Annotated in this window: 29 protein-coding genes and 1 tRNA gene; 15 read left to right on the forward strand and 15 right to left on the reverse strand. The window is 46.0% G+C overall.

What is annotated here, in order from left to right; all coding sequences use genetic code 11:
• Positions 1–21 precede the first annotated feature (21 nt).
• The 3 genes from LPQ35_RS03440 (at position 22) to LPQ35_RS03450 (ending at position 2181) form a co-directional block, all read left to right on the forward strand.
• Positions 22–510, forward strand: coding sequence for an Lrp/AsnC ligand binding domain-containing protein (locus LPQ35_RS03440; RefSeq protein WP_193806685.1), 489 nt, complete (start codon positions 22–24; stop codon positions 508–510).
• The gene (locus tag LPQ35_RS03445; protein WP_193805909.1) at positions 476–1645 is read left to right on the forward strand and encodes an aminotransferase class I/II-fold pyridoxal phosphate-dependent enzyme; all 1170 of its coding nucleotides are present in this window, start codon (positions 476–478) and stop codon (positions 1643–1645) included. Before LPQ35_RS03440 ends, LPQ35_RS03445 begins: the two co-directional genes overlap by 35 nt.
• A gap of 80 nt (positions 1646–1725) precedes the next feature.
• Complete coding sequence (locus LPQ35_RS03450; protein ID WP_193805907.1) at positions 1726–2181, forward strand: hypothetical protein; 456 nt, start codon at positions 1726–1728, stop codon at positions 2179–2181.
• Here LPQ35_RS03450 and LPQ35_RS03455 read toward each other — a convergent pair.
• Positions 2178–2636: a GNAT family N-acetyltransferase gene (locus LPQ35_RS03455; RefSeq protein WP_193805905.1), complete on the reverse strand. Its 459-nt coding sequence runs from the start codon at positions 2634–2636 to the stop codon at positions 2178–2180. The two genes, LPQ35_RS03450 and LPQ35_RS03455, sit on opposite strands and share 4 nt — an antisense overlap.
• Before the next feature lie 38 nt (positions 2637–2674).
• Between LPQ35_RS03455 and LPQ35_RS03460 the strand changes: the two genes are divergently transcribed.
• The 12 genes from LPQ35_RS03460 to LPQ35_RS03515 all read left to right on the forward strand — a co-directional run bounded on the left by LPQ35_RS03460 (position 2675) and on the right by LPQ35_RS03515 (position 11981).
• Positions 2675–3610 carry a M20/M25/M40 family metallo-hydrolase gene (locus tag LPQ35_RS03460; protein ID WP_193805903.1) on the forward strand — a complete coding sequence of 312 codons (936 nt, stop codon included), beginning with the start codon at positions 2675–2677 and terminating at the stop codon, positions 3608–3610.
• Positions 3610–4458 (forward strand): diaminopimelate epimerase, encoded by an 849-nt coding sequence (gene dapF, locus LPQ35_RS03465; RefSeq protein ID WP_193805901.1) that lies wholly within the window; start codon positions 3610–3612, stop codon positions 4456–4458. The genes LPQ35_RS03460 and dapF overlap by 1 nt, the downstream gene beginning before the upstream one ends.
• On the forward strand, positions 4445–5191 hold the full coding sequence (locus tag LPQ35_RS03470; RefSeq protein WP_193805899.1) for a tRNA-dihydrouridine synthase: 747 nt from the start codon (positions 4445–4447) through the stop codon (positions 5189–5191). Before dapF ends, LPQ35_RS03470 begins: the two co-directional genes overlap by 14 nt.
• Positions 5192–7540 carry a DNA gyrase subunit A gene (gene gyrA, locus LPQ35_RS03475; protein WP_193805896.1) on the forward strand — a complete coding sequence of 783 codons (2349 nt, stop codon included), beginning with the start codon at positions 5192–5194 and terminating at the stop codon, positions 7538–7540.
• Entirely contained in the window at positions 7537–7854 is a 318-nt protein-coding gene (locus LPQ35_RS03480) for a cupin domain-containing protein (protein ID WP_193805893.1), read from the forward strand. The genes gyrA and LPQ35_RS03480 overlap by 4 nt, the downstream gene beginning before the upstream one ends.
• A 56-nt stretch (positions 7855–7910) precedes the next feature.
• Positions 7911–8873: an alanine dehydrogenase gene (gene ala, locus LPQ35_RS03485; RefSeq protein WP_193805891.1), complete on the forward strand. Its 963-nt coding sequence runs from the start codon at positions 7911–7913 to the stop codon at positions 8871–8873.
• On the forward strand, positions 8873–9544 hold the full coding sequence (locus LPQ35_RS03490) for a TIGR00289 family protein (protein WP_193805889.1): 672 nt from the start codon (positions 8873–8875) through the stop codon (positions 9542–9544). Before ala ends, LPQ35_RS03490 begins: the two co-directional genes overlap by 1 nt.
• Positions 9545–9672: 128 nt before the next feature.
• Positions 9673–10056 (forward strand): desulfoferrodoxin family protein, encoded by a 384-nt coding sequence (locus LPQ35_RS03495; protein WP_193805887.1) that lies wholly within the window; start codon positions 9673–9675, stop codon positions 10054–10056.
• A 68-nt stretch (positions 10057–10124) separates the two neighbouring features.
• Entirely contained in the window at positions 10125–10286 is a 162-nt protein-coding gene (gene rd, locus LPQ35_RS03500; RefSeq protein WP_048093762.1) for a rubredoxin, read from the forward strand.
• A 41-nt stretch (positions 10287–10327) separates the two neighbouring features.
• The gene (locus tag LPQ35_RS03505; protein WP_203218929.1) at positions 10328–11509 is read left to right on the forward strand and encodes a flavodoxin domain-containing protein; all 1182 of its coding nucleotides are present in this window, start codon (positions 10328–10330) and stop codon (positions 11507–11509) included.
• A gap of 36 nt (positions 11510–11545) precedes the next feature.
• Complete coding sequence (locus LPQ35_RS03510) at positions 11546–11755, forward strand: sulfurtransferase TusA family protein (RefSeq protein WP_193805885.1); 210 nt, start codon at positions 11546–11548, stop codon at positions 11753–11755.
• Positions 11756–11907: 152 nt separating this feature from the next.
• A tRNA-Ala gene (locus tag LPQ35_RS03515) sits at positions 11908–11981 on the forward strand.
• A gap of 177 nt (positions 11982–12158) precedes the next feature.
• Here the strand turns inward: LPQ35_RS03515 and LPQ35_RS03520 are convergent.
• From LPQ35_RS03520 to LPQ35_RS03585, 14 genes are all read right to left on the reverse strand, one after another.
• Positions 12159–12542, reverse strand: a complete 384-nt coding sequence (locus LPQ35_RS03520) for a PIN domain-containing protein (RefSeq protein WP_193805883.1) — start codon at positions 12540–12542, stop codon at positions 12159–12161.
• A complete protein-coding gene (locus LPQ35_RS03525; protein ID WP_193805881.1) occupies positions 12532–12768 on the reverse strand; it encodes a ribbon-helix-helix protein, CopG family in 237 nt (78 codons plus the stop codon). The genes LPQ35_RS03520 and LPQ35_RS03525 overlap by 11 nt, the downstream gene beginning before the upstream one ends.
• A gap of 91 nt (positions 12769–12859) precedes the next feature.
• Positions 12860–13102, reverse strand: coding sequence for a type II toxin-antitoxin system HicA family toxin (locus tag LPQ35_RS03530; RefSeq protein ID WP_193805879.1), 243 nt, complete (start codon positions 13100–13102; stop codon positions 12860–12862).
• Positions 13099–13320: a 2-oxoisovalerate dehydrogenase gene (locus LPQ35_RS03535; protein ID WP_193805876.1), complete on the reverse strand. Its 222-nt coding sequence runs from the start codon at positions 13318–13320 to the stop codon at positions 13099–13101. Before LPQ35_RS03535 ends, LPQ35_RS03530 begins: the two co-directional genes overlap by 4 nt.
• Before the next feature lie 278 nt (positions 13321–13598).
• On the reverse strand, positions 13599–14828 hold the full coding sequence (locus tag LPQ35_RS03540) for a cytochrome c3 family protein (protein ID WP_193805874.1): 1230 nt from the start codon (positions 14826–14828) through the stop codon (positions 13599–13601).
• An 81-nt stretch (positions 14829–14909) separates the two neighbouring features.
• Positions 14910–15434, reverse strand: coding sequence for an SMC-Scp complex subunit ScpB (scpB, locus tag LPQ35_RS03545; RefSeq protein WP_193805872.1), 525 nt, complete (start codon positions 15432–15434; stop codon positions 14910–14912).
• Positions 15418–16152 (reverse strand): segregation/condensation protein A, encoded by a 735-nt coding sequence (locus tag LPQ35_RS03550; protein ID WP_193805870.1) that lies wholly within the window; start codon positions 16150–16152, stop codon positions 15418–15420. The genes scpB and LPQ35_RS03550 overlap by 17 nt, the downstream gene beginning before the upstream one ends.
• A gap of 2 nt (positions 16153–16154) precedes the next feature.
• Positions 16155–19649 (reverse strand): chromosome segregation protein SMC, encoded by a 3495-nt coding sequence (smc, locus tag LPQ35_RS03555; RefSeq protein ID WP_193805868.1) that lies wholly within the window; start codon positions 19647–19649, stop codon positions 16155–16157.
• Positions 19650–19653: 4 nt separating this feature from the next.
• Positions 19654–20001 (reverse strand): hypothetical protein, encoded by a 348-nt coding sequence (locus tag LPQ35_RS03560; RefSeq protein WP_193805866.1) that lies wholly within the window; start codon positions 19999–20001, stop codon positions 19654–19656.
• A 36-nt stretch (positions 20002–20037) separates the two neighbouring features.
• A complete protein-coding gene (gene aspS, locus LPQ35_RS03565) occupies positions 20038–21330 on the reverse strand; it encodes an aspartate--tRNA(Asn) ligase (RefSeq protein WP_346297685.1) in 1293 nt (430 codons plus the stop codon).
• Positions 21327–22499, reverse strand: a complete 1173-nt coding sequence (hisD, locus tag LPQ35_RS03570) for a histidinol dehydrogenase (RefSeq protein WP_346297686.1) — start codon at positions 22497–22499, stop codon at positions 21327–21329. Before hisD ends, aspS begins: the two co-directional genes overlap by 4 nt.
• On the reverse strand, positions 22492–23247 hold the full coding sequence (locus LPQ35_RS03575) for a 4-phosphopantoate--beta-alanine ligase (protein WP_193805860.1): 756 nt from the start codon (positions 23245–23247) through the stop codon (positions 22492–22494). Before LPQ35_RS03575 ends, hisD begins: the two co-directional genes overlap by 8 nt.
• Positions 23248–23270: 23 nt before the next feature.
• Positions 23271–23675: a Holliday junction resolvase Hjc gene (gene hjc / locus LPQ35_RS03580; RefSeq protein WP_346297687.1), complete on the reverse strand. Its 405-nt coding sequence runs from the start codon at positions 23673–23675 to the stop codon at positions 23271–23273.
• A 30-nt stretch (positions 23676–23705) separates the two neighbouring features.
• The gene (locus LPQ35_RS03585; protein ID WP_193805858.1) at positions 23706–24977 is read right to left on the reverse strand and encodes a TiaS agmantine-binding domain-containing protein; all 1272 of its coding nucleotides are present in this window, start codon (positions 24975–24977) and stop codon (positions 23706–23708) included.
• Positions 24978–24995: the final 18 nt, after the last annotated feature.

Genomic DNA, 24995 nt, shown 5'->3' on the forward strand with positions numbered 1-24995 from the left:
TCTCTAACATAGGTGATTTCATTGAGCAGGGAAATTGAGATTCTCAAGATTCTCGAAAACAATTCACGAATTTCGAGTAACGAAATAGCTGAAATGCTCAATATGGATGTTCAGGAAGTTGAGGATATCATTAAAAAATACGAGGATGATGGCGTCATTCTGAAATACAAGACGCTCATCAACTGGGAAAAGGCCGGTGTGGAAGAAGTATATGCGATAATTGATGTCAGGGTAAACCTCAGCAGGGAGAAGGGTTACGACGATATTGCAAAAAGAATCGCCAAATTCCCCGAGGTTCATGCTGTGAGGCTTGTGAGTGGGGAATACGATTTTCAGGTCGTTGTTAAGGGCAAATCGCTGAAGGACATATCATTTTTCATCGCCGAGAAAATCTCAACAATTCCGGAGGTCAGGGACACCAACACGCACTTTCTCCTGAGAACGTATAAGGAAGAGGGAGCGCTTCTCTTTGAAGATGAAGAAGACAGGAGGCTTGCAATTGTCCCGTGAAAGATTGAACAAAAGGGTCAGAGAGCTTAAGCCCTCTGGAATCAGAAGGTTTTTTGAGCTGATAATTGGCAGGGATGACGTTATAAGCCTGGGCGTTGGTGAACCTGATTTTCCCGTTCCTTGGAGGATCCGGGAGGAGATGATTTACAGTCTTGAGAAGGGGATTACATCCTACACGTCAAACTACGGGCTTCTTGAATTGAGGGAGGCAATTGCCGAATACTACAGGAGATTTGAAGTAGATGTTTCTGAGGAGAACGTGTTGATAACGACGGGCGTCAGCGAGGGTATCGACCTTGCATTGCGGGCAGTGGTCAATCCGGGGGACACGGTTATCGTTCCCGAGCCGGTTTACGTTTCATACTCTCCCCTTGCATATCTGACCGGAGCCGGGGTTGTAACCGTATCCACCTGCCCCGGTTTCAAGATTACATACGAGGACCTTGTGAAATATAAGGACAGAAATGTCAAGGTGCTGATGCTTAACTATCCGAACAACCCCACCGGTGTGAGCTATACTAGGAAAGAACTTGAAGAACTTGCTGATGCCGTGCTGGAGCTTGATTGTCTGGTCATCTCCGATGAAATATATGCCGAACTCAGCTACAGCTTCAAACATGTATCCATTGCCTCACTGAATGGAATGGAGGACAGAACCATAATCCTGAACGGTTTTTCAAAGGGCTTTGCGATGACGGGGATGAGAGTCGGTTATGCGATAGCACCTGATGACATTCTGGAAGGCATGGTGAAGATTCATCAGTATTCCATGCTCTGTGCTCCGGTAACTGCACAGGTTGGTGCCCTGGAAGCGCTGAGAAACGGTGAGGATGAGCTTGAAATGATGCGCGCAGAGTACATAAGGAGGAGAAACTTCTTCATAAGGCGGCTGAGAGAAATGTTTGACGTCGTCATGCCAGATGGTGCGTTCTATGCTTTCCCTGACGTAAGCTCCACAGGTTTGAGCGGCATGGAGTTTGCCGAACGCCTCCTGATGGAAAAGAACGTCGCTGTGGTTCCAGGGGATGCCTTTGGTGAATGCGGAGCGAACCATGTGAGATGTGCCTATGCCGTATCGATGGAAAAACTCAGGCTTGCGGTGGACAGAATGAAGGAGTTTGTTGAATCTCTCTGATTTTCAGATATGCTGAACGTCTAAATTTTTAGTTAATCCTGCGAGTAAAATATTTAATTCGTATGGAGATTCTATTGTCGATGAATTTGAATGTCAGAGAACTGCAGATATTCCTGAATCTGTTGAAGTATGCTTACCTGAACGAAAATCTGGTGGCGATCAGACTGCTCGGTCTTATCGGGACGTGTGATCGGGCTGACGATGACTTTGTTTTCAGGCTGATGGTCGATAACGAAAAGCACAAGATTCTCCTTCAGGAGGTTCTACACGAGATCAGTTACGAGCATGACTTTGATATTTCTGATTATGAGAAAAACGTATATCTGCTTCTCGAGCTTTGGAAGGGCGAAGTGGACCGCTTTGATATCAAGGTGCTTGAAAAGCAGGCCTACAGGATATACAAGATGCTGCTCAAATTCACCGACGAGAAGCTGAGACCCCAGCTCGAGGAAGGTGTTTACGCATCCATACGAAGCAAGATTCTTGAAATCCTTGAGGATGAGGAGAGATACAGCAGGGAGCTTGAGAACATCTAAATTCTTTTGACCATTCTTATCCATCTTCCGAGCTTGCCACTTTCCCTGAATCCGTGTTTGAGGTAAAACCTTTTTGCAGGTTCGTTCTTTTCTCCCACCCACAAGCCCATCTCGTCCCGCCCCTTTTCTCTTCCGTAGTTTTCCGCCCTTATGAGGAGTTTGGAAGCGACTCCTTTTCCTCTGAGGTCTTCTCTCACAAAAAGCTCGTGGAGCTCTGCAACTATCTTTCTCTCCATTCTGCTGAACCAGCCTGAGTCACAGGCCGCAAAACCAACAGGAACGTCATCTATAACTGCCACAAAAATACCTTCTCTGTCTCTTCCGTGCAGCCATTTGAAGTAATCCCTGATATCTCTGGTTGTGGTGTACGCATATTCTTCGTATCCCTTGTAAGCTTCCCTGTAAAGCTCGATGAAGTAATCAATGTCACTCCTTCTCGCTCGTCTGATTTTCACAGATGGTTTTTTATTCAGCACTGTTGAAAATTCTTCCGATGATAAAAATTCTCGAGCAGCTCGTGAATATCGATTCCCCTTCGGGTTACGAAGAACGGATACGGAATTATGTTTCAGGACTCGTCAAAAAATACGGATTTCGTCCCGAGATTGACGATCTCGGCAACCTTTATGTGGTGGGTGAGAGCGACCTATGGTTTGTAACACATCTCGATACTGTTGAGCGAAAGGCAGATTTTCGGCTTGATGGTGAGTACGCTTACGGTACAGGAGTTGCCGATGCAAAGGGCAGCATGGCCTCAATACTCGGCGCAATGGAATCTGCTGACAGGCTCGGGCTGAATTTCGCGTTTCTTGTTGATGAGGAGGAGGGTGGGAGTGGTTCAAAACATTTCTCAGAGTATTTCTCCGGCAGAGCAGTGGTCATGGAGCCGACAAATCTGAGCGTTGCTGAGAAACAGCTCGGAAGTGCGGAGGTTGTTTTGAAGTTTTACGGGAAACCTGTCCATGGGGCTTACTGGAATGAAGGTGTTAATGCGATTGAAAAGGCAATTGAAGCCATTATTGAGCTTAAAAGCAAGTATATGTTTTCCGTGCAGGAATTGAGGGGAGGATCCAATCTGTACGCAATCCCGGATCTGTGTGAGGTGAGACTCAGCTTCATATTTGACTTCGATGTGGATATGTTTGAAATGAGAAACGAGCTGGAGAGTCTGGATGCGGACGTTGAGTTTTCTGAGTTCTATGAGCCCATAAGGTGCGATGAAATCCCGGAAATAGAAAAATATGCTGGAGAAAAGTCTGTGATGCATTCCTGGACCGACGCCTACAATTTCAAGAAAAATGGGTGGAAAGTTACGATCTGGGGTCCGGGGGACCTCGTGGATTGCCATACTGACAGGGAAAGAATAAAGATTGATGAAATCGAAAAGGCTGCCGAAATCATTCTGAAAATAAATGAAGAGGTGGTCTGATGAAGGTGAGGTTCACGAAAATGCATGGAAACGGCAACGATTTCATCCTTATCGATGAATTTTCCGGAATTGTGGTTGAGGAAGAGAAAAAGTCTGAATTTGTGAATGCTGTATGCAACAGATATTTTGGCGTTGGGGCCGACGGAGCTCTGTTTGTTCAGAAATCAGAAGTGGCTGATGCAAGGTTCCGATACTTCAACGCCGATGGTAGCGAGGCGGAGATGTGCGGTAATGGTATCAGGTGCTTTTCAAGGTATGTTGTGGAGGAAGGTTATGCTGAAAGCCCCCTCAGGGTCGAAACCCTCGCCGGAATACTTGAGCTTGAGGTATCTCAGGATAAGGATAGCTGGTGGGTCAGGGTTGACATGGGGGAGCCGAAGTTCGGCAGGGACGAGATTCCTGCAGAAGAGGACGTCTGGGGGAAGGTTTTTGAAGTTGAAGACAGGAAATTTGAGGTTTATGCTGTGAACACGGGTGTCCCTCATGCGGTCATATTTGTTGATGACCTCGATTTTGATATAATTCCCTATGCGAGGAGAATCAGGTATCACGAGCTGTTTCCGGAGGGCATAAATGTTAATTTTGCAGAGGTCATCGATGGAAGTAGAATACGGATCAGGACCTACGAAAGGGGCGTCGAGGACGAGACACTGAGCTGTGGGACGGGAAGCTGTGCTGTTGCTGTGGTGGCAAACAGGCTTGGCATTGCTGAAAAAAGTGTCGAAATCATTACTAAGGGTGGAAAGCTTAAAATTGATGTTGCGGATAGGGTTTTCATGACAGGCGGCGCTTCGAGGGTTGCTGATGGCCATATTAACACCGGTGAGCTGAGATATGATCTTCCCTAACAGACTGGCACTTTCGGCAATGGCAGGGATAAACGACTGGAAGTTCATCAGCAGGTTTGATGTCGGATTCGGGATACTTGGAGGTTTCAATGCCGATAAAAAGTCCAATGAGGCGGCTTTAAAGGTAGTGCAGAGAGGCAGGAAGGAATTCGTGTTTGGAAATCCAGTTAAAGAGATTGAGCACAACCTGAAAATGCTGGAAGACTTTGGAGGTATCGTGGGAATAAACGTGAGAGCGTTCAGTGATGAAGGCTATGCTGATGTTTCAAAACTTGCAGGAGAGTATGGTGCAATACTTGAAATAAATGCTCACTGCAGGCAGAAAGAATTTACAGAAATTGGGTGCGGACAGGCGTTGCTTTATGAGCAGGAACGTCTTGCGAAAATTGTTGAGCGAACATCAAAATTCGCTGAGGTGTCTGTAAAAATACGAGGCGGTCTTGATATCGATTATTTGGGGCTGTCAAGCAGGATTTTCGAAAGTGGAGCGGCGATGATCCATCTGGATGCGATGATTCCTGGAGGTAAGGCGGATCTGAAACTTGTTGAGCTGATCTCCGGGCTGGGTAATGTTGTTGGAAACAATTCTGTGAGAAGTGCGGAGGATGCGAGAAAAATGATTGATGCTGGAGCCAGACTTGTCTCCATTGCAAGGGGAGTGCTTGAAGATGAAAGGATATTTGACAGGTTGCTCGAGGATGAACTTCTTGCGTCTAAGGTAGAGGTGAGATGAATGGAAATTGCGAGAGACATTTCTGAGGAGCTTAAAGTCTCCTATCTGGATTATGCGATGAGTGTAATTGTGGGCAGAGCCATTCCGGATGTTAGGGATGGTTTGAAACCCGTGCAGAGAAGAATTCTCTATGCAATGTATGAGATGGGACTTTACAGCAACAGACCCTACAGAAAATCGGCCAGAATCGTGGGAGATGTGCTCGGTAAGTATCACCCCCATGGCGATTCTGCAGTTTACGATGCTCTTGTTAGAATGGCACAGGACTTCAACATGCGCTACCCGCTCATTGACGGGCAGGGCAATTTCGGCAGCATTGATGGGGACGAACCGGCTGCGATGAGGTATACCGAGGCGAGGCTTACAAAATTGGCGGAAGAGATGCTTGCAGATATTGACAAGGAAACGGTTGACTTCATCCCTAACTTTGATGCCACTCTTAAGGAACCGGTTGTTCTTCCTGCCAGGCTTCCCAACCTGCTGATTAACGGTTCAAGTGGTATTGCCGTCGGAATGGCAACGAACATGCCTCCACACAATCTGAGGGAAATCTGTGGTGCGATAATTGCATACATAGAGAACGAGGATATCACCGTCGAAGAGCTGATGGAATACGTTAAGGGTCCGGACTTCCCAACCGGGGGCATTATTGTGGGAACCGGAGGTATCAGGGATGCCTACCAAACCGGAAGGGGCAAGATTACTGTGAGGGGCAGGGCGGAAATCGAGGACAACTCGATAGTGATAAGGGAGATACCCTATCAGGTTAACAAGGCAAATCTTGTTGAAAAAATTGCAGGACTTGCGAGAGATGGGAAAATAGAGGAAATAAAGACGGTAAGAGACGAGTCCGACAGAGAAGGAATAAGAATTGTTGTCGAACTGAAAAACGGTGCAAATGCCGGAGTGGTCCTGAACAGGCTTTACAAGTACACCCAGCTTCAAACAACTTTTGGAATAATTAATCTGGCACTTGTGGACAACCAGCCGAGGGTGATGAGCCTTAAAGAACTGATCGCAGAGTTTGTCAGGCACAGGAGAGAGGTTGTGAGGAGAAGGGCAGAGTATGAACTCAGGAAAGCCGAAGAAAGGCTCCACATTGTGGAAGGTTTGAAAATAGCTATAGAAAATATTGACGAGGCCATTGAGATAATCAAGAAATCTGAAAGTACTGAGGTTGCCAAGAGAGGCCTTGTGGAAAGGTTCGAGCTTACAGAAAAGCAGGCTGAAGCCATACTTCAGATGAGGCTTCAGAGGCTCACTGCAATGGAGATTGACAGCCTTCTTAAGGAATACAGGGAGCTGAAGGAGAAAATTGAGGAACTGAAGTCAATTCTCGCAAGCAGGAGGAAGATAGACGAAATCATAATCCGGGAAACCAGGGAAATTGCAGAAAAATACGGTGATGAAAGGAGAACCAGAATTCTTGCAGATGTCGGGGAGATAACCGAGGCGGATCTGATAGCTGAGGAGGAGAATCTTCTGATCGTGACAAAAAGCGGGTATGTCAAGAGGGTTGACCTCAAATCCTTCAGGGCGCAGGGTAGAGGCGGAGTGGGAGTTCAGGGCATAAATCTGAGGAATGAGGACGAGATTGCCTTTCTCGGTATTGTGAACTCAGCCCACAGGCTAATTCTTTTCACGAACAAAGGCAGGGCGTACTGGATAAATGCATACGAGATACCCAAGCTTGACAGGGTGGCAAGGGGAACGAGTCTCAGAAACATGGTCTCCATGGAAAGTGATGAGCACGTCATCTCTGCATTATCTGTGGAGGAGTTTAAAGGGGAAATTTTACTGCTGACTGCAGATGGCTATATAAAGACGGTGAAGCTTTCGGAGTTTGAAAATGCCAAGAGATCTGGAATTATTGCTGTAACGGGAGAGCCTGTTGCCGTTAAACCTGCAAGAGGGAAGGAGGTCATTATCACAACCCGGAACGGAATGCTTGTAAGGTTTGATAGGTCTGAGGTTCCAACATATGGCAGGACTGCAAAGGGTGTGAAGGCAATCAGGCTGAAAAGCGGAGATGAAATTGCATGGATGGATTGTGGTAGCGAGAGGGAGATACTGCTGCTCTCAGAGAACGGATACGGTAAACGGGTTAAAACCGGAGAGTTCAGGAAAATCTCGAGAGGTGGGCAGGGAGTCATCTGCTTTAAAGCTACATCCAAGACAGGAAAGGTTGTTTTTGCTGAATTTGTCAGGGGCAACGGGCTGTTTGCGTTCAGCAGAGACGGTAATGCGATACTTGTGAACATGGACGAGATTTCAGTGCAGGGAAGGAACACGACCGGTGTAATTGTGGCCAGAAATGGCGTTGTGAAGGCCACACAGGTGAATTTATGAAGCTTTTGCCTGAAAACTGGGAAGACAGAAGAAATTACAGGGTAGCCCCACTCCATTTTTTTGACAGCGGCACTTTCATTCAGCTTGTAGAGATAAAGGGCAGGGTCGGAAGGCACTATCATAAAACTCAGACTGAGGTTTTCGTCGTGGTAGAGGGAAGCGGAAAAATTGGCATTGGAGATGAGGTTCACGAGGCGAGCTGTGGAGATGTTTTTCTGTGTCAGCCCAGAACGATACATTTTGCAGAAGGAAATCTGAAAATACTGGTTTTCAAATACGATTATGTGGAAAGCGATACTGTCTGGCTTGAGTGAAGCTTTGAGTCAGTCTGGCAAAGATAAATTTAAAATTCTGGTTTCTGATTGTATTTATGGACTCCCTGATTCTTTCAAAAAGTGATGTTGAAGAGCTTTTGACGATGGATGAGTGTTTGAATGCGGTGGAACACGCCTTTCACCTGCATGGCACTGGAAAAACACAGATGCCTGCAAAAATATATCTCACATTTGAAAACGGAGACCTCAGGGCGATGCCCGCTTTCATTGAGGGGCATGCAGGTATAAAATGGGTTAATTCTCATCCGAGAAACAGGGAAAAAGGGTTGCCGACTGTTATGGCGATTCTCATTTACAATGATCCTGACACAGGTTTTCCACTTGCCGTGATGGATGCCACACACCTCACCAACATGAGGACCGGTGCTGCAGGAGGTATTGCTGTCAAATATCTTGCGAGGAAGGATAGCAGGACTGTGGGTTTTGTGGGCTGCGGAATGCAGGCCAGAACGCAGCTCGAGGCAATAGTCAATGTTGCTGAAATCGAGAAGGTAAAGGCCTATGATATCAGCGAAGGAACAGCGAAGGACTTTTTGAGCTTTGCTGAAAAGTTTGGGCTGGATGGTGAAGTGGTGGAAATAGACGACGCATGCAGAAGTGACATTCTGGTAACGACAACACCCTCAAGAACGCCGGTCGTGAAAGCTGAATGGATTGAGGAAGGGACTCACATAAATGCCATAGGTGCAGACGCTCCGGGAAAGCAGGAACTCGATCCAGAAATACTTCTCAGAGCGAGGGTTGTTGTCGATGACTACGAGCAGGCATTTCACAGTGGGGAAGTTAACGTTCCCCTGAGCGAGGGCATAATCACCAAGGACCACATTTTCGGTACACTGGGTGAAATCGTTGCAGGCCTGAAAAAGGGCAGGGAAGATGACAGCCAGATCACTGTGTTTGATTCAACCGGACTGGCTATTCAGGACATTGCCACAGCAAGCTTGATATACGATAGGGCTGTTAAAGCCGGAAAAGGTGTTAAGTTCAGGTTTTTCTGATGAAGGTGGCGTGTTTTATTTCCGGCGGAAAGGATTCAATGCTTGCTCTTCACAGGGTGAGTGAGGAACACGAGATTGCCTGCGTAGTTTCAGTCATTTCTGAGAATCCGGACAGCTACATGTTTCATACTGCCAATTTACCTCTGGTGGATGCAATTGCCAGCTCCCTCAAAATACCGCTTTTCAAGGTATTTGTCAGCGGAGAAGAGGAGAAAGAAGTGGATGAACTGTCAGAGCAGTTAAGGGCGCTGGACGTCGATGGTATTGTTACAGGAGCTGTAAAAAGCGAATATCAGAGGAAAAGGTTTGAAAAGGTTGCCCGGAGAATGGATGCAAGGCTCATTGCCCCGCTCTGGCACATCGATGAGAGATGCCTTCTGAAAGAGGTATCGGAAAAATTCGAAGCCATAATCGTGAAGGTCTCTGCAATGGGTCTGGACAGAACGTTTCTTGGAAAAAAGATCGACCATGAGCTTATAGAAACTCTCTCAGGACTTTCAGAAAAATATGGAATCAATATTTCGGGAGAAGGAGGGGAATATGAAACGCTCGTTCTCAATGCTCCTCTTTTCAGGAAAAGAATAGTTATTGAAGATTTTGTGATAAACGAGCATGACATGGTTTCCAGCATGGATGTGAAGGCATACAGGCTTGAGAACAAGGACGACTAAACTCCTAAATAATTTTTTGTTCATCCAGAGTTTCGGTTCTAAAGCTGAACCTAATAATGTGGAATTCGCAACGTATGGGAAATATTTTTAAATTAGTAATTCAGATTATTTAAAGAGGTGAGAGTGCTATGAGCGAAAACCCTTTGTTCAGGGGTCTGAACAGACCCGGATCTTTGAATCCCGAAGATATGAATGATCTTGAGAAGAAACACACGCCCGTTATAACTGCGCCGGACAAGGTTTCAAGAGGTGAGCGGTTCGAGGTCGTCGTTGAGACGGGAGTTTACATGCGACATCCAAATGAGTACGGGCATCACTTTTCTTGGATTGAGCTTTACCTGGATGATGTGCCTGTTGGCAGAGTCTATTTGCAGCCGGTGATTGCTGCTCCGAGAGCTGTATTTCGGCTGAATGCCGCGGAGGATTATGTTGGAAAGAGGAAACTGGTGGCAAGAGCCTTCTGCAACCTTCACGGTACGTGGGTGAGCGAAAAGTCCATAGATATCGAATGATTTTGAATTTAGATTAAACCAAATAATTTATATCTGTCCAATATAAAATAAGGTCAGAGGTGAGATAAATGGCAAAATACCAGTGCAAGGTATGCGGATATGTGTATGATGAAGCAGAGGGAGATCCGGATAACGACATTCCGGCAGGGACGATGTGGGAGGATCTCCCAGATGACTGGGTTTGCCCTGTTTGCGGGGCAAGTAAAGAAGATTTTGAAAAAATCGAATAAGCAATTTTCCCCCATTTTTTGTTTTCCTGGAGGTGAGTATCATGTATGTCGAGATAAAGCCCGGTATCTACTGGGTTGGAGCGGTGGACTGGAATATAAGGAATTTCCACGGATACATAACGAGATTTGGCACAACCTACAACGCCTATCTGATCCGGGCCGAAAAAACCGTTCTTGTGGACACTGTAAAGGCGGGCTTTGAGAACCAGCTGTTCGAGAAGCTGGACGCCCTCGGAGTTGATAATCTTGATTATCTCGTGGTCAACCATATAGAAATGGATCATGCGGGATCCGTGAAGGCAGTGATTGAAAGATATCCGGAAGTGAAGATTGTTACAAATGTAAGGGGAAAGAACGGTTTGAAGGAAGCCTACGGCATAGAGCATGACACGATTGTCGTGAAGACAGGAGATAAACTGGAAGTGGGTAAAACGCTAACATTCATCGAAACTCCTCTCGTTCACTGGCCCGATAGCATGGCCACGTACGTTGTCGAGGATAAAGTTCTGCTTCCGAATGATGCTTTCGGAGAACACTACGCAAGTGCAGGAAGGTTTGACGATGAGTTTAGCGACGAGGAAATGGGAGTGATATTCAGGGAGTGTGCCAAGTACTATGCCAACATTGTTTTGCTGTACAGCAAGCAGGTTTCAAAGGTTCTCGGGAGTATTGAATCCATGGGGCTGGAGATAGATGTGATCGCCCCCTCACATGGAATAATCTGGAGAAAGAGGATTCCAGAGATTGTTGAAAAATACAGAGGATGGAGCAGCGGTGAGGCTGAAGAGAGGGTTGTCATTGCCTACGATTCCATGTGGAATCACACCGAAAAAGCGGTAAAAGAGGTTGTGAGCGGAATTGAAGAGGCGGGAGTGGATTACATTATCTACAGGCTCTCGGTCTCTGATTTCACGGAAGTCATGACCGACGTAATGCTTTCCAGAGGGCTGATCGTTGGGTCTCCCACACTAAACAGAGAGCTATTTCCTTCTGTTGCGAGCTTTTTGACCTACATGAAGGGTCTGAAACCCTTTAACAAGGTTGCTGGAGCATTTGGAAGCTACGGATGGAGTGGGGAGGCGGTGGGGAAAATTGTTAACGTCTTCAATGAACTGAAATTTGATGTTGTTGGGAGTGTGAGGTTTAAGTTCTCTCATGATGGGGCAGAAAACGATCTCAGGGAGCTTGGCAGAGCTGTGGCGGAGAGGATAAAGGAAAGCTGAATCAAATTTAAAATCAGATCCCATCCCATTTTTTCCATGAGGGTCATTGACCTCAGAGGTCAGAAGTGTATGAACCACATTTTAAAGCTCGAAAATGAATTCAGGGATGCCGGCAAGGTCTTTGTGGCAATAACTGACGACGAATCAGCAATCTATGACATTCCTGTATGGGCCTCCAGCAAGGGCATTGAAATACTTGAAATCAAGAGAGAAGGAGGACTTTTGAGGTTCCTGATGAGAAAATAGATCCTGAAATTGCCGGTTCGGAGACATTCGGATATCTCCCTGAAAGATATGGTGGGGCTTATGTGGCCATGAAGATGTGCTTCCCCGGAAGGGGCTGCAGACATCGAAGCATCCATAATTCTTATAAACTCAGATGTTGTGATGCGAATTGCGGGCCGGTAGCTCAGTTTGGGAGAGCGCCGCCTTGGCATGGCGGAGGCCTGGGGTTCAAATCCCCACCGGTCCATTCCTTAGAAGAAGCTAATGGATGGTTTATCCATCTTAGAAACTCCAGAAGACGGTCTTCGAGGAACTGGCTGAGATTCGGGATGTATTCCCTTAAAGCTTCCAGGACATCCTTCTGAATACATGTTCTAAGGTGATAACCGGGAGTTAATGGGTGGAAAAGACAAAACAACATCACTCACTTTAAAGGATCCACCCTGACAATACCCTCAACTTCATCAAACAGTCTGTCGGTTGAGAGTATTTTCTCCCCCTCATGAATTGCATGAGCCAGATGTATCGAATCAAAGATGTTCAGCTTTGGGTATCTTTCAAGCAAATCAGAGGAGATCCCAAGAATCTCTTCGCTTAAAGGAAGGATCCTGACACCAAGTTCTTCGATCTTTTCATGGACTTTTATCGCCTCACTTCTTCCAGATTCTCTGATGAGCACGATCTGACACTCCACAATTGTAATTGCCGAGGTAACAAACCCCTCATCTATTGCTTCCAGTTTCCTTTTCACGATATCCTTGAGCCAGTCCTTTTCCTTTATTTGAGACAGGATGACGTCAGTGTCCATATACATTCCTGACTCTCCTTTCAAGCCTCTCCTTGATCATTTCGTATGCGTAATCTTCAGCCACCTCATGAGCTCCTTTCTCAAGGAGAACCACGAGTCTTGCACCGTATCTGAGAGCTTCGGATCTTGAGGAAAATACCTTTTTCTTAACAAGTTCGTCCAGTTCCTTAACCAGACCTTCAGGGAGGGAGACTGGGATTACAAGCCTTCCCTTCTCAGTTGCCATAACTGTTATTGTTATACAATGGTATATTTAATTTGCTGATAGTGAAAAGAGGGAGAGTTAAGGGAGTAAGGTTTATCCCCAGTCGGGGAGTTCAACCAATAAGCTCTTTCATCAGCTCTCTTTTGCTAATCCTCAAATGTTCTGCAACATCTTTGAGAATTGAGTTCAGAGTTCCCGGTTTCAGAGGTCTGTGTTTTGGTATTGTGATGTGGTGCTCTCCATTGATGTGTATTGTCAATCTCATGTGGCTTCCTGTCTGCCTTGTTACTTCATAACCATATTTTCGGGGAAGTTTTGCAAGTTTTTCTCCATCGAGATCTCTTGGAAGTTTCATAATGCCAGAACCTCTTGCTTCACTATGTGGAGTCTGATGATTTTTGGCCTCTCTTCTTCATCAAAGTGACATTCAACAGCATCCTTTACCATTTCTCTCAGTTCTTCAAGGGAATCAGCTTCAGTAAAGATTGAGTGACCTAAGGCTCTTGCTACATATCCATCATCAGTTTCTTCAACGAGAAAAATGATTTCGTTAAGTTTTTTGAGTTCTTGCATAGCCCTAATTTAGTTTTAATCTGTTTAAAGTTTTTGCAGATTGTTGCTCGGCCCATCGAATGGTGGTTCAAATGCTCCTGAAACTTTTGTTAATCTCAGACAACTCTACTCGCAACTTCAGCCTTCTAAAGAATTGTATGGTCACCTGAGTTTGATGCGTATCTTCTGGAAGAATATTATTTTGGAGATTGAGTTGGTCTTCTCACCTCAAAAACTTGCCGGTAAATCCCGGACGGGGTTTTAAGTTGCCTGAATAAAAAATTAAAAAATTTGGTGTTTTATCTTCTCCTGCCAAGCAGGTAAATGGCTCCGAGCAATGCGGCAACCGCTCCGAGGACTTCAAATCCCGGAGTTGGTTTCTGTTTTTCTTTTGTTGGGGTCTGCTCTGGCGTTGCGGTCTTTTCCGGTGTTGGGGTGGCGGTGGCTGTTGGAGTCGGTTTTGGCTCTTCCTCCTCGAATTTGTGGGCCTTCACAGCATACTTTGCTGCCCACTCTCTGTCCTTGTCCGTGTGACAGTAGAGACAGGCGAAGTCGAGTGTCAGGTATCCACCGGCAGTGTACTTGCCATCATCTGTGAACATGGGCGCACTCGGATCGGTGTTTATCCTGAAGAGGTGAGACCTTATGTCTCCTTCGAATTCTGCTCTCTTGACTGCCGACTTTGCGGCGAACGGCATGTGACAGTCTGTACATTCAACACCCTCTTTTGCCATCTCGCTTTCAGCAAACTCTTTTGCAACATCGCCGTGGCACTGTTCGCACTTCATCTTTATTGCGTCGTCAACCATCGGATTCTTGACGCTCTTGTGGGGGTCATGGCACGTGATGCAGCTGAGGTCCTTGTGTGGTGAGGCAAGAAGTTCGTTGTACTGCTCGTGGTGCTTGATGAATCCGTTGCTGGCAGGTATCCTGCTTGGGTCTCCTCTAACGTGGCATTTTCCACATAGGGCACTGCTGGTATCTACCTCCGGTTTCACCTCGGTCGGGTTTGCAACATGCTCACTTGCAGGCCCATGGCATGCTTCACACTCTATACCCGGAAACGCCCATGTGCCAACAATTCCCGGTAAACCGTCCTGATGGCCATCCTCATTGTAGCCCGTGGTGTGACATTTTCCACAGTTGTAGGGTTTGGCAACCTCGTCCGGATCATACGGAACCCACTGGCCCGTTTCAAGATTGTACTGAACTGCATTGCCTGTTACAATATAACCAGTCTCGTTAACGAATCTGGTTTTCCACCATACGCCTCCGATAACGTATGTAATGTCGTCCCAGGTGTAGCCATTCGGAAGCTCGGTTACCTTTCTTATGCCGAACTCTTCATTGCCCTGTCTTGCCTCATCAACCGGTCTGAGCTTGTAGGGGTGTCCCGTTTTCATGAAGTCTTCCCATATATCTTTGTGGCATGTTTTGCACCTGTCACTGCCGACGTACTCTGCTCCCAGCACTGGTGCAATGAGCAGGCTCAGAAAAACAGCTGCCAGAACGATTTTCATGGCATTCATACAAATATTTTTTAATGTCTTGAAGATATATAAGATTAATCATGATGATTCTCATGGATGAATGATGGAGAAACTGGAGGTTTACAGCCTCCCGAAATATTCTTCAAGCTTTCTGTCCTTTTTGACTATTCTGAGCAGAGTTTCCTTTATTTCCTCCGGATCTGAGCTTTTAAGTCCGAAGTATATGGCAAAGTTCTTGGTGGTCCTGAGTATTGTCGATCTTCCCTTCTTCTCCTCGGTAATAAACCCCATCTCCCGGAGTTTTTTAACATGCTCGTAGCATCTGTTTCCCCTTATCTTCGCCAGTTCTGAAAGCTTTACGGGCTGTTTTATCGCAATTATGGCAAGCGTTCTTAAAACACCTTTTTCGAGGTCCCTCTCTGTGAAATTTCTTATTATTTCGGAGTACTCCGGTTTCACTCTCATCAAATACTTTTTTCCGAGCTTCACGATTTCTATGGATGTTTCTCTTGACGAGTAGTCTCTGATAAGCTCTTCGATTGCCTTTTCCACTTCTCCTGCCTCTGACCCGATTACCTTTGCGATTTTTGAAGGGGATAGTGGATCCGAGGATGCGAACAGAATTGCCTCAATCTTGTCCTTCATCGTTCAACCTCCTAATCTCTATGTCGGTCTCGAAGATTCTCTCCTGGTGTATCTCGAACACCCTTCTGAATGCGAGATGAAGTATAGAAATGTACTTCGAGACGAGGTCAAAACCGGCAATCTCTCCGAGCTTCACGATGTCTCTGTTTTTCATCATTTCCTCGATCACCGTTTTCAGCTTCTCTATACTCTCTTCAAGGTCCTCGTCATGGGGGACTTCAAGGGGATCGATCTGCACTTCCGGTTTTCTGACCCTTCTCTTCCTCCTTGCTTTCCTCACCCTCTCTGCTGACTCCAGCTCCTTTATCAGGTCCTCAAGTGTTGTGTATCTCCTGACCCTCTTCCTTCCGGCATCAATCAGTGCGCTTATGAGTTCATCTTCAAGAATGCTTTCGTCCAGTATCTCCTCTTCAATAAAGTCCTGAGCAATGTATGATTCGAATTCGTCTTCGGGATAGTCGTAATCCACGTACACCGGCTCTGAAAAATCCCCTTCGTAATCATTCTCTGCCTCTTCCTCCTGAATTCCGATTGCCTCCGTGGTTATGATGTCTGACTTCATCCTGACGAGGATGGCCGCATAGAGCAGAACCCTTCCTGAAATCCTCAAATCAAGCTTTTTTGCCTTCTCAAGCTCTTTGAGAAACTTGTCTGCAACATCGACTACATCTATATTCACCGGATCGATTTCGCCCTTCCTGGCAAGGTTGTAGAGCATCTCTACTGGATCATCGATGCTCTCCGTATTCCAGTTACCTGTGATATGTTGTCCCTCCCCATCGTAACTCCAACAATCGCATCAGCCTGTTCGAGCATGGGCTTTCTGAGCGATACGACAATGAACTGTGCCCTTGACGACATCTCCTTTATCATTCTTGCAAGTCTCGCAACGTTGACTCCGTCCAGGAACATATCCACCTCGTCAAATGCATAGAATGGTGCAGGCTTGTAGCGCTGAATGGCAAAAATCAGGGCAAGGGCTACAAGGCTTTTCTCTCCACCACTCATCTGCTCCAGCCTCTGGACCTGTTTGCCATACGGTCTGACCTTCATGTAAAGACCCGAATTGAACGGGTCATCTGGATTGTCGAGATTAAGCTCACCCTCACCATTCGTGAGCTTCGCAATAACATCTTTGAAGTTCTCGTTAATGGCATTGAACACCTCAAAAAACTTCTCCTTCTTCATTCTATCGTATCTGTCTATTCTTTCGAGTATCTCTCCTCTCTCCTTTTCAAGTTCGAGCTTTCTGGAGTATATTTCTTCCCATCTTTCCTTCACTTCTTCGTACTCTTTTATGGCCTTGAGGTTCACGTCTCCAAACCCTGAAAGCTCTCTCTCCACTTCATCAAGCTCTCTGACTGCATCCTCCCTGCTCATTCTCGGTTCAGCTTCGGGAAGCTCTGAAACCTCAGATGCGAGCTGTTGCACGACTTCTCTTCTGGCTCTGATCTTTTCGTCGAATCCTGTAATTTCGTACTCGAGTTTACCCTCTTCCTTTTCCAGCTCCTTGATTCTTGAAAATGTCTCATCTCTTCTGGTTCTAAGTTCCCTGACCTTCGCCCCAAGCACACTCTCTCTTTCGTTAAGTTCTTCGATTTCCACTCGTAGCTCATCCATTCTGTGCCTGTTTTTCTCGATTTTATCCCTCAGCTCGTTAACGCCTGAATCAATTTCGGCAATTCTGCTCTCTTTTTCGCCTATCTCCTTTTCCAACTGTTTAATTTCGAGTTCTTTCTTTTCTATATCTCCTTCAACCTTGATCATCGCTTCTCTGGCGAGGGAGAGCCTGTTTTTTAGATTATCATGCTCTTCCGTGAGTTTGGGCAATGCACTACCCTTCAATTTTCTGTTCAGCTCATCTATTTCCTTTTCGAACATCTGTATTTCTGAATCGACTTTCTTCAGGGATTTTTCAGTATCCTGGACTTTCACACCGAGTTCTCTTCTTTCCCGCTCTTTAGAATCAATTTTTTCAATTATCTCTGATTCTCTGTGAGAAAGCCCATCAAGTCTTGCCTTCAGAAGTTTGAGATCACTTTCGGCATTTCTTAGCTTTTCGTCAGCGCTCTTTATCCTTTCATTTATCTCTCTCCACTGGTCTTCGAGTTTTCTGACCTCTCCCAGAAGGGCAGCTTTCTTGGAGTTCAGAATTGAAATATCTTCGGAAATCTTTTTCTCCCTTTCAAGCAATTCTTTGGAGATTAACAGGCCTCTTTTCCTGTCGATGCTCCCTCCGGTTATGGCGCCAGTTTTTTCGATCAGTTCTCCATCAAGAGTAACGATTCTTTTTCCGTCCATGATTTTTTTGGCATTCTCCACAGTATCCACGACTATTGTATCTCTGAATACGAAGTTGAATACCGGCCTGAATTTCGATTCACAGCTCACGAGATTGACAGCATAGTCTATAACCCCTTCAGCTTTCAGAACACCTTTGTTGAGGTTAACCTTCTCGAAATTCTTTCTGATCTTGTTAAGTGGGAGAAAAGTGGCTCTGCCCCCTCTGATCTGCTTCAGGTACTTGATTGCTCTTATGGCATCCTCTTCAGTCTCAACGACGATGAAGTTGAGGGCGCTGCCGGCGGCTATTTCAAGGGCCAGTGCATACTTCTCGTCAACCTCTGCAAGCTGGGCGACAACACCATAAATTCCGGGAAGAGCTTTTTTCTCCTTTGCCTCGAGAATCAGCTCAACCGCTCTGCCAAAAGCAGCATCGTAGGCAGAAAGCTCTGCCTTAACCTTTGCAAGCTCAAGCTCCTTTTGTTTTATGTCTTCATCGATCTGGGATAGCTGATTCCTGAACTGGAAAAGTTTGCTGTCTATCTTCTGTCTTTCCTTTGTCTCTCTTGCAATCTCTCTTTCTATCTGCTCTCTTTCCGCCTCTTTTTCTTTAATTTCTTTCTTTATGGTGTCGTATTCTGCCCTTATTCTTGACAGCTCGCTATCAAGCTCTTCAATCTCGATTGTGATTCTCCTCATTCCCTCATAGAGCCTGTCTCTCTCACGCAGAAGTTCCGATCTCCTGTCCCTCAGACTTTCGAGCTGAGATGAAATTGAAATGAGTTTATCCTTGATTTCCCTCTCCTTTCCGCCGATTTTTTCTATCTCGGCCCTGACATTTTCAATCTGAATTTCGATTGATTTCAGGTTCTCTTCCACACCCGACTTCTGGTCATACAGCCTATCAAGTTCCTTTTTCATATCTTCTAAAAGGTCGTTGAGCTTGCTTATTTCGAGAAGCAGCCTTACTCTCTCCTGATTTAGCCTGTCAATTTCCTTGTTGAGGTAGTCTTCTTCCTTTTTCAGACTTTCAAGCTCGGCCTGACAATCTGTAATTCTTTCCTGAATCTTCCTGTACTCCTCATCTGCCGTTTCCGATATTTTTCTCGTAATCTCTTCAAGCTTCTCTTTGAGCGAGTCCTTCTCCTTCAGAATTTCGGAGATTCTGTTAATTGCACTGTCCTTCTGAGCTTCGAGCCTCTCTATCTCCTTTTCGAGTCTTTTGATTTTACCCACAAGCTCTTTCCTTCTTATTGCCTTAAGCTCCGCCTCAAGCTCTTCCTTTTTTGAGATGAGGGATTTGTATCTCAATGCGACCTCTCTGTCTTTTTCAAGCTCCCTCAACCTTGATTCGACCTCATGCAGAACAGCCGAAATTGTTTCGATGTTTTGCCTTACAGCTTCAAGCTCTTCAATTGCCTTTGCCTTTTTTTCCTCAAATTCAGAAATTCCGGCAATGTCGTCTATGATTTTTCGTCTCTGCACGGGAGTCATTTCCACTATCCTTGTAACGTCTCCCTGCATCACAACGTTGTATGCATCGCTGAAAATCCCGTGTTTTTCAAGAATCTTTACGACCTCGCCGTGACTTGCAGGTTTTCCGTTGATGTAGTAATGGCTGTAGTAATTTCTATCTGTAACCTTTATCTTCCTTGAGATTACCAGTTCGTCTCCGTCCGTCTGGAATACGAGTTCAACCTCTGCACTGTCGCTTCTTTTTCCATTTCCTGAAAATACGAGGTCTGTGAGTTTCTCTGCTCTGAGGACCTTGGATGAAGAATGCAGACCGAGGCAGAAAAGAATTGCGTCAATTATGTTGGATTTGCCGCTTCCATTCGGCCCGCTTATGACAGTAAAACCTCGTTCGAGGGGTATCTCTACCTTTTTACCAAATGATTTGAAATTCCTTATTGTTATTTTTTTTACATGCATGATGTCAGTCAACAACTATTATTTCGTCACTGTCCTCCTTTTCCTCTGTTTCTCTACTCTCCTCTTCAGGGCTTAGAATCTCTCTGATTTCCCTTGATTTCTGTTCTCTTGTGGATAGCTCCGATTTCAGATACAGTATCTCATCCATCAGGCTTTCCACAGTCTTGTTCAGCTCGGATACTTTTGCCTCAAGCACCCTGACCTTCTCCAGTTCTTTCCTGATTTCTGAAATGATTTCAGACTTCATTTCCTCGACATTCATTCCTGCCACCCTTTTGAGTTCTTTTATCTCCTTCTCCTTCTCGGCCAGCTTCTTTTCCAGCCTCTCAATAATCAGATCACGCTCATTCATCTGAATAAAAATAGATAAGGTAGTTTATATACTTTTTCACGGAACAAGTCTCTGCCTGTCCCTTGGGAACAGCACAGCCTCCCTGATGTTTGGTAGCTCGAGCATGGCCATGAGAAGCCTTTCAAGACCCATGCCCCAGCCCGAGTGCGGGGGCATACCGTATCTGAACGTATCAAGATAGAATCCGAAACTTTCAGGATCAAGACCCTGCTCCTTAATTCTCTTCACAAGCAGGTCGTATGTGTGAATTCTCTGGGCACCGCTGGATATCTCAATCCATCCCTTCATGAGATCGAATGTTTTGGATATTTCAGGCTCATCCTCGTACGGCATTGCATAGAACGGCTTTGATTCTGTGGGCCAGTCAACAATGAAGTAATATCCGTCGAATTCTTCTGCTACGAATTTCAGTGCCTGTGTTGACAGATCATCTCCCCATGTAATCTCTTCTCCCTTCCTGCTTGCGATCTCAACTGCCTCGTCGTACTTCACTCTCTCAAAAGGTGTTTCGGGCACTTCAACTCTGGCATCTATCCAGTCCAGGTATCTCTCGCACCTTTCGGCAACATTTTCGTGGATACTCTTTACAAGCTCTTCAAGATACTTCATGACTCCCTCGTGGTCTGTAAAGCTCACTTCAATGTCAACGCTTATCGCTTCATTAAGGTGTCTTACTGTGTTGTGCTCCTCTGCCCTGAATATCGGGCCGATTTCAAGGACCTTTTCGAGCCCTGCGGCCATCAGAGCCTGTTTGTAGAGCTGCGGGCTCTGGTTGAGAAATGCCTCTCTCTCGAAGTATGTTATCGGGAAAAGCTCGGTACCGCCTTCGGTTGCGGTCGATACAATCTTTGGAGTGTGAACTTCTACGAACCCGTGCCTATCGAAGAATTCCCGAATCGTCTGCACGGCAACATGCCTGATTCTGAAGATTGCCTGTATTCTCGGTTTTCTCAGATCCATGAACCTGTTGTCCAGTCTCGTATCCAGCTCTGCAGGCACCTTTTCCGTTACCTCCAGTGGGAGGGGTGCGTCAGCTTCGTTGAGTATTTCGATTTCCTGAGGTATTATCTCAAAACCATTTGGAGCTTTTTCCTCGGGTTTAACCTCACCGACCACTCTTATGACGCTCTCTCTCCTTATTTTCCTTGCTTTTTTGAAGAGTTCTCTGTCGACAACCTTCTTGGGCAGCGTTATCTGAGCAAAGCCTTCTCTGTCTCTCAGGATCAGGAAGACGAGCCCTCCAAGGTCTCTCACTTCATGAACCCATCCATATAGTTCCACATTTCCGCCGTAATCTTCCTCACCAACATCTGCTGTGTACTTTCTCATTTCAATCTCTCCTCCACAGATTTTGCATGCCATTCAAGACCTTCAGCTCTTGCAAGTTTTGAAATTATGGTGCTGAGCTTTTCAAGCCCCTCTCTGCTTATTTCCTGATATGTCATGCTTTTCATAAATGTTTCAGCACTAACACCGGAATACATTCTGGCAAACCCTCCTGTCGGAAGGATGTGGTTTGTCCCGCTTGCGTAATCTCCTGCAGCAACGGGCGAATACCTGCCCAGAAAAACACTTCCCGCATGTCTGACCTTTTCAAAAACCTGCCAGTGGTTTTCGGTTATTATTACCAGATGCTCGGGAGCTATGCTGTTTGCAAATTCAACTGCATCTCCAATTTTTTCGAAAACCTTAATCTCGAGGATCCCCCCGGGAAACACATCTCTTACCCTTTTTTCAACTTCGCTGGCAATTTTTTTCGAGGTAGTCGCCACAAATGCCCTTGCCATCGGGTCGTGTTCAAGCTGAGCAAGACACTCGAGAGCCACAGTTTCCGCATCTGCATTCTCGTCGGCCAGTATCATCACCTCGGAGGGACCTGCGGGCATGTCAATTGAAACATCCTTTGAAACGATCAGCTTTGCAGCGGTAACGTAAATGTTTCCCGGGCCAGCTATTTTTTCAACCCTCTTTATAGTTTCAGTTCCGTACGCCATCGCGGCTATTGCCTGTGCCCCTCCAACCCTGTATATTTCATCGACCCCGCAGATGTCCATTGCAACGAGAGTTAATGGATGGATCTTGCCCTCAGCGTCTGGAGGAGTGCATGCCACGATTTCATCTACTCCAGCGAGGTTTGCAGGCACAGCAGACATCAGAACTGTTGAAGGGTAACTCGCCCTTCCTCCGGGTATGTAAAGTCCCGCTCTCTCAACCGGGATGTATCTTTTTCCCATTATCATGTCCCCGAAATCTATTCTGATATCTCTGTCGGGCATAGTTATGTAATGGAACCTTTCTATGTTCTCCTTTGCCAGCTCAAGAGCATCGACGAGTTCGTCGTCGACTCTCTCATACGCCTCTTCGATTTCATCTTCCGTAACAGCTATTCTGCTTATTTTTACACCATCAAACTTTTCCGTAAGCTCGATGAGGGCTTTATCTCCCTCTTTTTTCACCTTTTCGATAACTGGCTTTACCTTTTCGATAAACTCATCCATCAAAATCCCCCGCTCTGGTCGAAAGGTGTTCATTTATTGCGATTACTGCCCTCCTTAAAATATTTCTGTTGTCGTACGCTCTAACGATTCCCTCGATCTCCTCCTTCTCCAAGCTCATCAGCTCTTTTGCGAACTTGGTCATGTTGGGTATGGCCCTTACAACATTGTCAACTATCGTAACATCTGCCATTTGAGCTGTTCTTGACAGCGGATTCAGGTCGATGGTTATGACTTTCTTGCCGTGCTTTTTTAGAATTTCACATCTATCTCCATCTTCAAGAGGGACAAGGACAACATCTGCCCTGTAGATTCCTCTTTTATCGACCATTCGCCTCGCGGATTCAAGCCCTTCCAGAAAGGCATCGCTGTTGCTGTAAACAACGGCGCCATATTTTTCAAGTTCTTCCGCAATCTTCCTGAACCTCTCCTCAGTTCTGTAGAATATGTTCACCTCTAACGGGATGTTCAGGAGTTTGGCCAGTTCGGAGATCTCTTTCCCGACAAGCGCAGCGGTGTTGCCGTTTACCGAGATGACGGGGTGCCTGGATATTATGAGCATGGCAACTGCAGCCCTCTCAGCTTCGAGGGCAAAGTCGTGGCTGGTTTCACCAAGCAAATAATCAAAGCACTCTCCCCTCCCTTGGGCTATGAGACCTTCGGGGGCAACAAGCCCTTTCCTGAAGCCTTCAACCAGCTTCTCCCTTGTCATCAGCGAATGATATCTGGGGTGAGACTCAGGAATACGCATGCCCCTACCAACACCGGACAGATTTAAAGTCTTTCCTGCCTGTACTTGTTCAGTATTTCACCAAGCTCCTTCCCTTCAAAGAATTTTTTTTGTGTGATTTTGTACCCCTTCTTGGTCTCCTCAAGCATTTCCAGCTCAAAAAATCTCCATTTTTCTTTTTTGATCTTTAGGGCTATAATCGGCTTTGCCCCGAACAGATTTGAGAACATCACAAGTTCTCTCAGCTTTTCGGCAGAGATGTAAAGAGGGAGTTTCTCTCTGACCTTTACTTCTATCGCAAGAAAAATCGCCCCGTTTCCTGCGAGAATATCTGGAGATGGATACTGCATCGATCCACTGCCAGCACTTCGTATTGCCGCAAAACCTTCATCCCACAGGAGGTGTACGAGTTCCCTTTCGTAGTGCGTTCCCTTTCTTTTCATGGTCATCAGAACTTTGTTGAGCTGGCTTTTATAATGTTACCTGAAGATGTGTCTGTCTTCAGCATCCATCCTTATGAGCGGTTTGGACAGGTGCCTTCTGGCCGATGGGGGCACCTCATAGATTCCCGGTTCAAGGCCTCTCTCAACTTCAACCAGCACCTTTTCCTCAGCTTTTGTCCTGCATTTCCTGCATCTGAATCCCTTGTTCTTGCCCTCACTTTCCATCCTTTTACCGCATTCAGGGCAGAGCGGATTCATCTCTCGGTATATCTTTGCAAGCGATTCAATCCTTATTTTTTCGAGATTAATTGTTCCGTCCTTGTAGGCTCCATAAACAATTACTCGATCCCCTTTTCGAAGCTTTCGGATGATGTTCCTGAACTGTTTTGTTGGCTCAAAGGCTGCACATTTGACTTCGCCGAATTTTGTCTCCATCATGAAGAAAACGTGCCCACCCTCAATTTCGAACGGCTCCTCGACAACCACTCCGCTGAGGATGTATGATCTGGATTCAAGAAGACTCATGATATCGTCTTCGTGTGTTAGGTGCATGTCAGTCCCCTGATTTGTGACGAATATCTGATATCTGTCTATTTTTTCGGTTTTTACAGTTTCAAATGCTCTCAGCACGGCGTTTATGTCGTCACCCCTAATCCCAAAAAGGACAGGATCCGGGGAGCCAGGGACGCAGACAACCTCTTCATTCCCCCAGTCAACCGTATCGAAGGTTTTTGGATAGGTCAGCAAATCCGCAAGGAAGAATGAGTCGGGATCATATTCTCTTCTTTTGCCAAATCTTTCCCTTTTCCTGTAGGCGAGGAGCTCTATTGTTGTATCCTCACACTCCGCCCCAACTGACGCCAGGGCGCCAATCAACCCCCTGCCTCTCTTGTACTTCAGATGAGGGATGAAGTATTTTCCGATAATGAACAGAGCCTCATCAAGTGAAATAACGTCTTTTATAGCTCTCTGGGAAAATGTATACAGCACATTCATGATATCGTCGTTTTCGGCGTCGATGAACACGAGTCCCGGGTCTGTGTCCTCTTCATTGAGTTCGGCAAGCTCAAGAACCGTTTCGTTGCTGAGGTCTATAACTTCAGAAATGTCTTCTGTTTCTACCAGAAACGAAACCGCACCATTGCCTCTCGTCTTAAATGGGATGTTTGGGTTGAGCCTTATAAGTCTCGGGAGACCGAGAATCCTGTTTCCTGCCTTTTCAAGTTTCTCTATCAGTATTCTCGACAGATATGTGGTGCACATCCCCTTTCTGGAGTCCGTGTCGTCTATGCCTATCCAGAACCTCATCAGGCTGGTGGTATTTAT

This window comes from Geoglobus acetivorans (assembly GCF_039641995.1).
Classification (GTDB): Archaea; Halobacteriota; Archaeoglobi; order Archaeoglobales; family Archaeoglobaceae; genus Geoglobus; species Geoglobus acetivorans.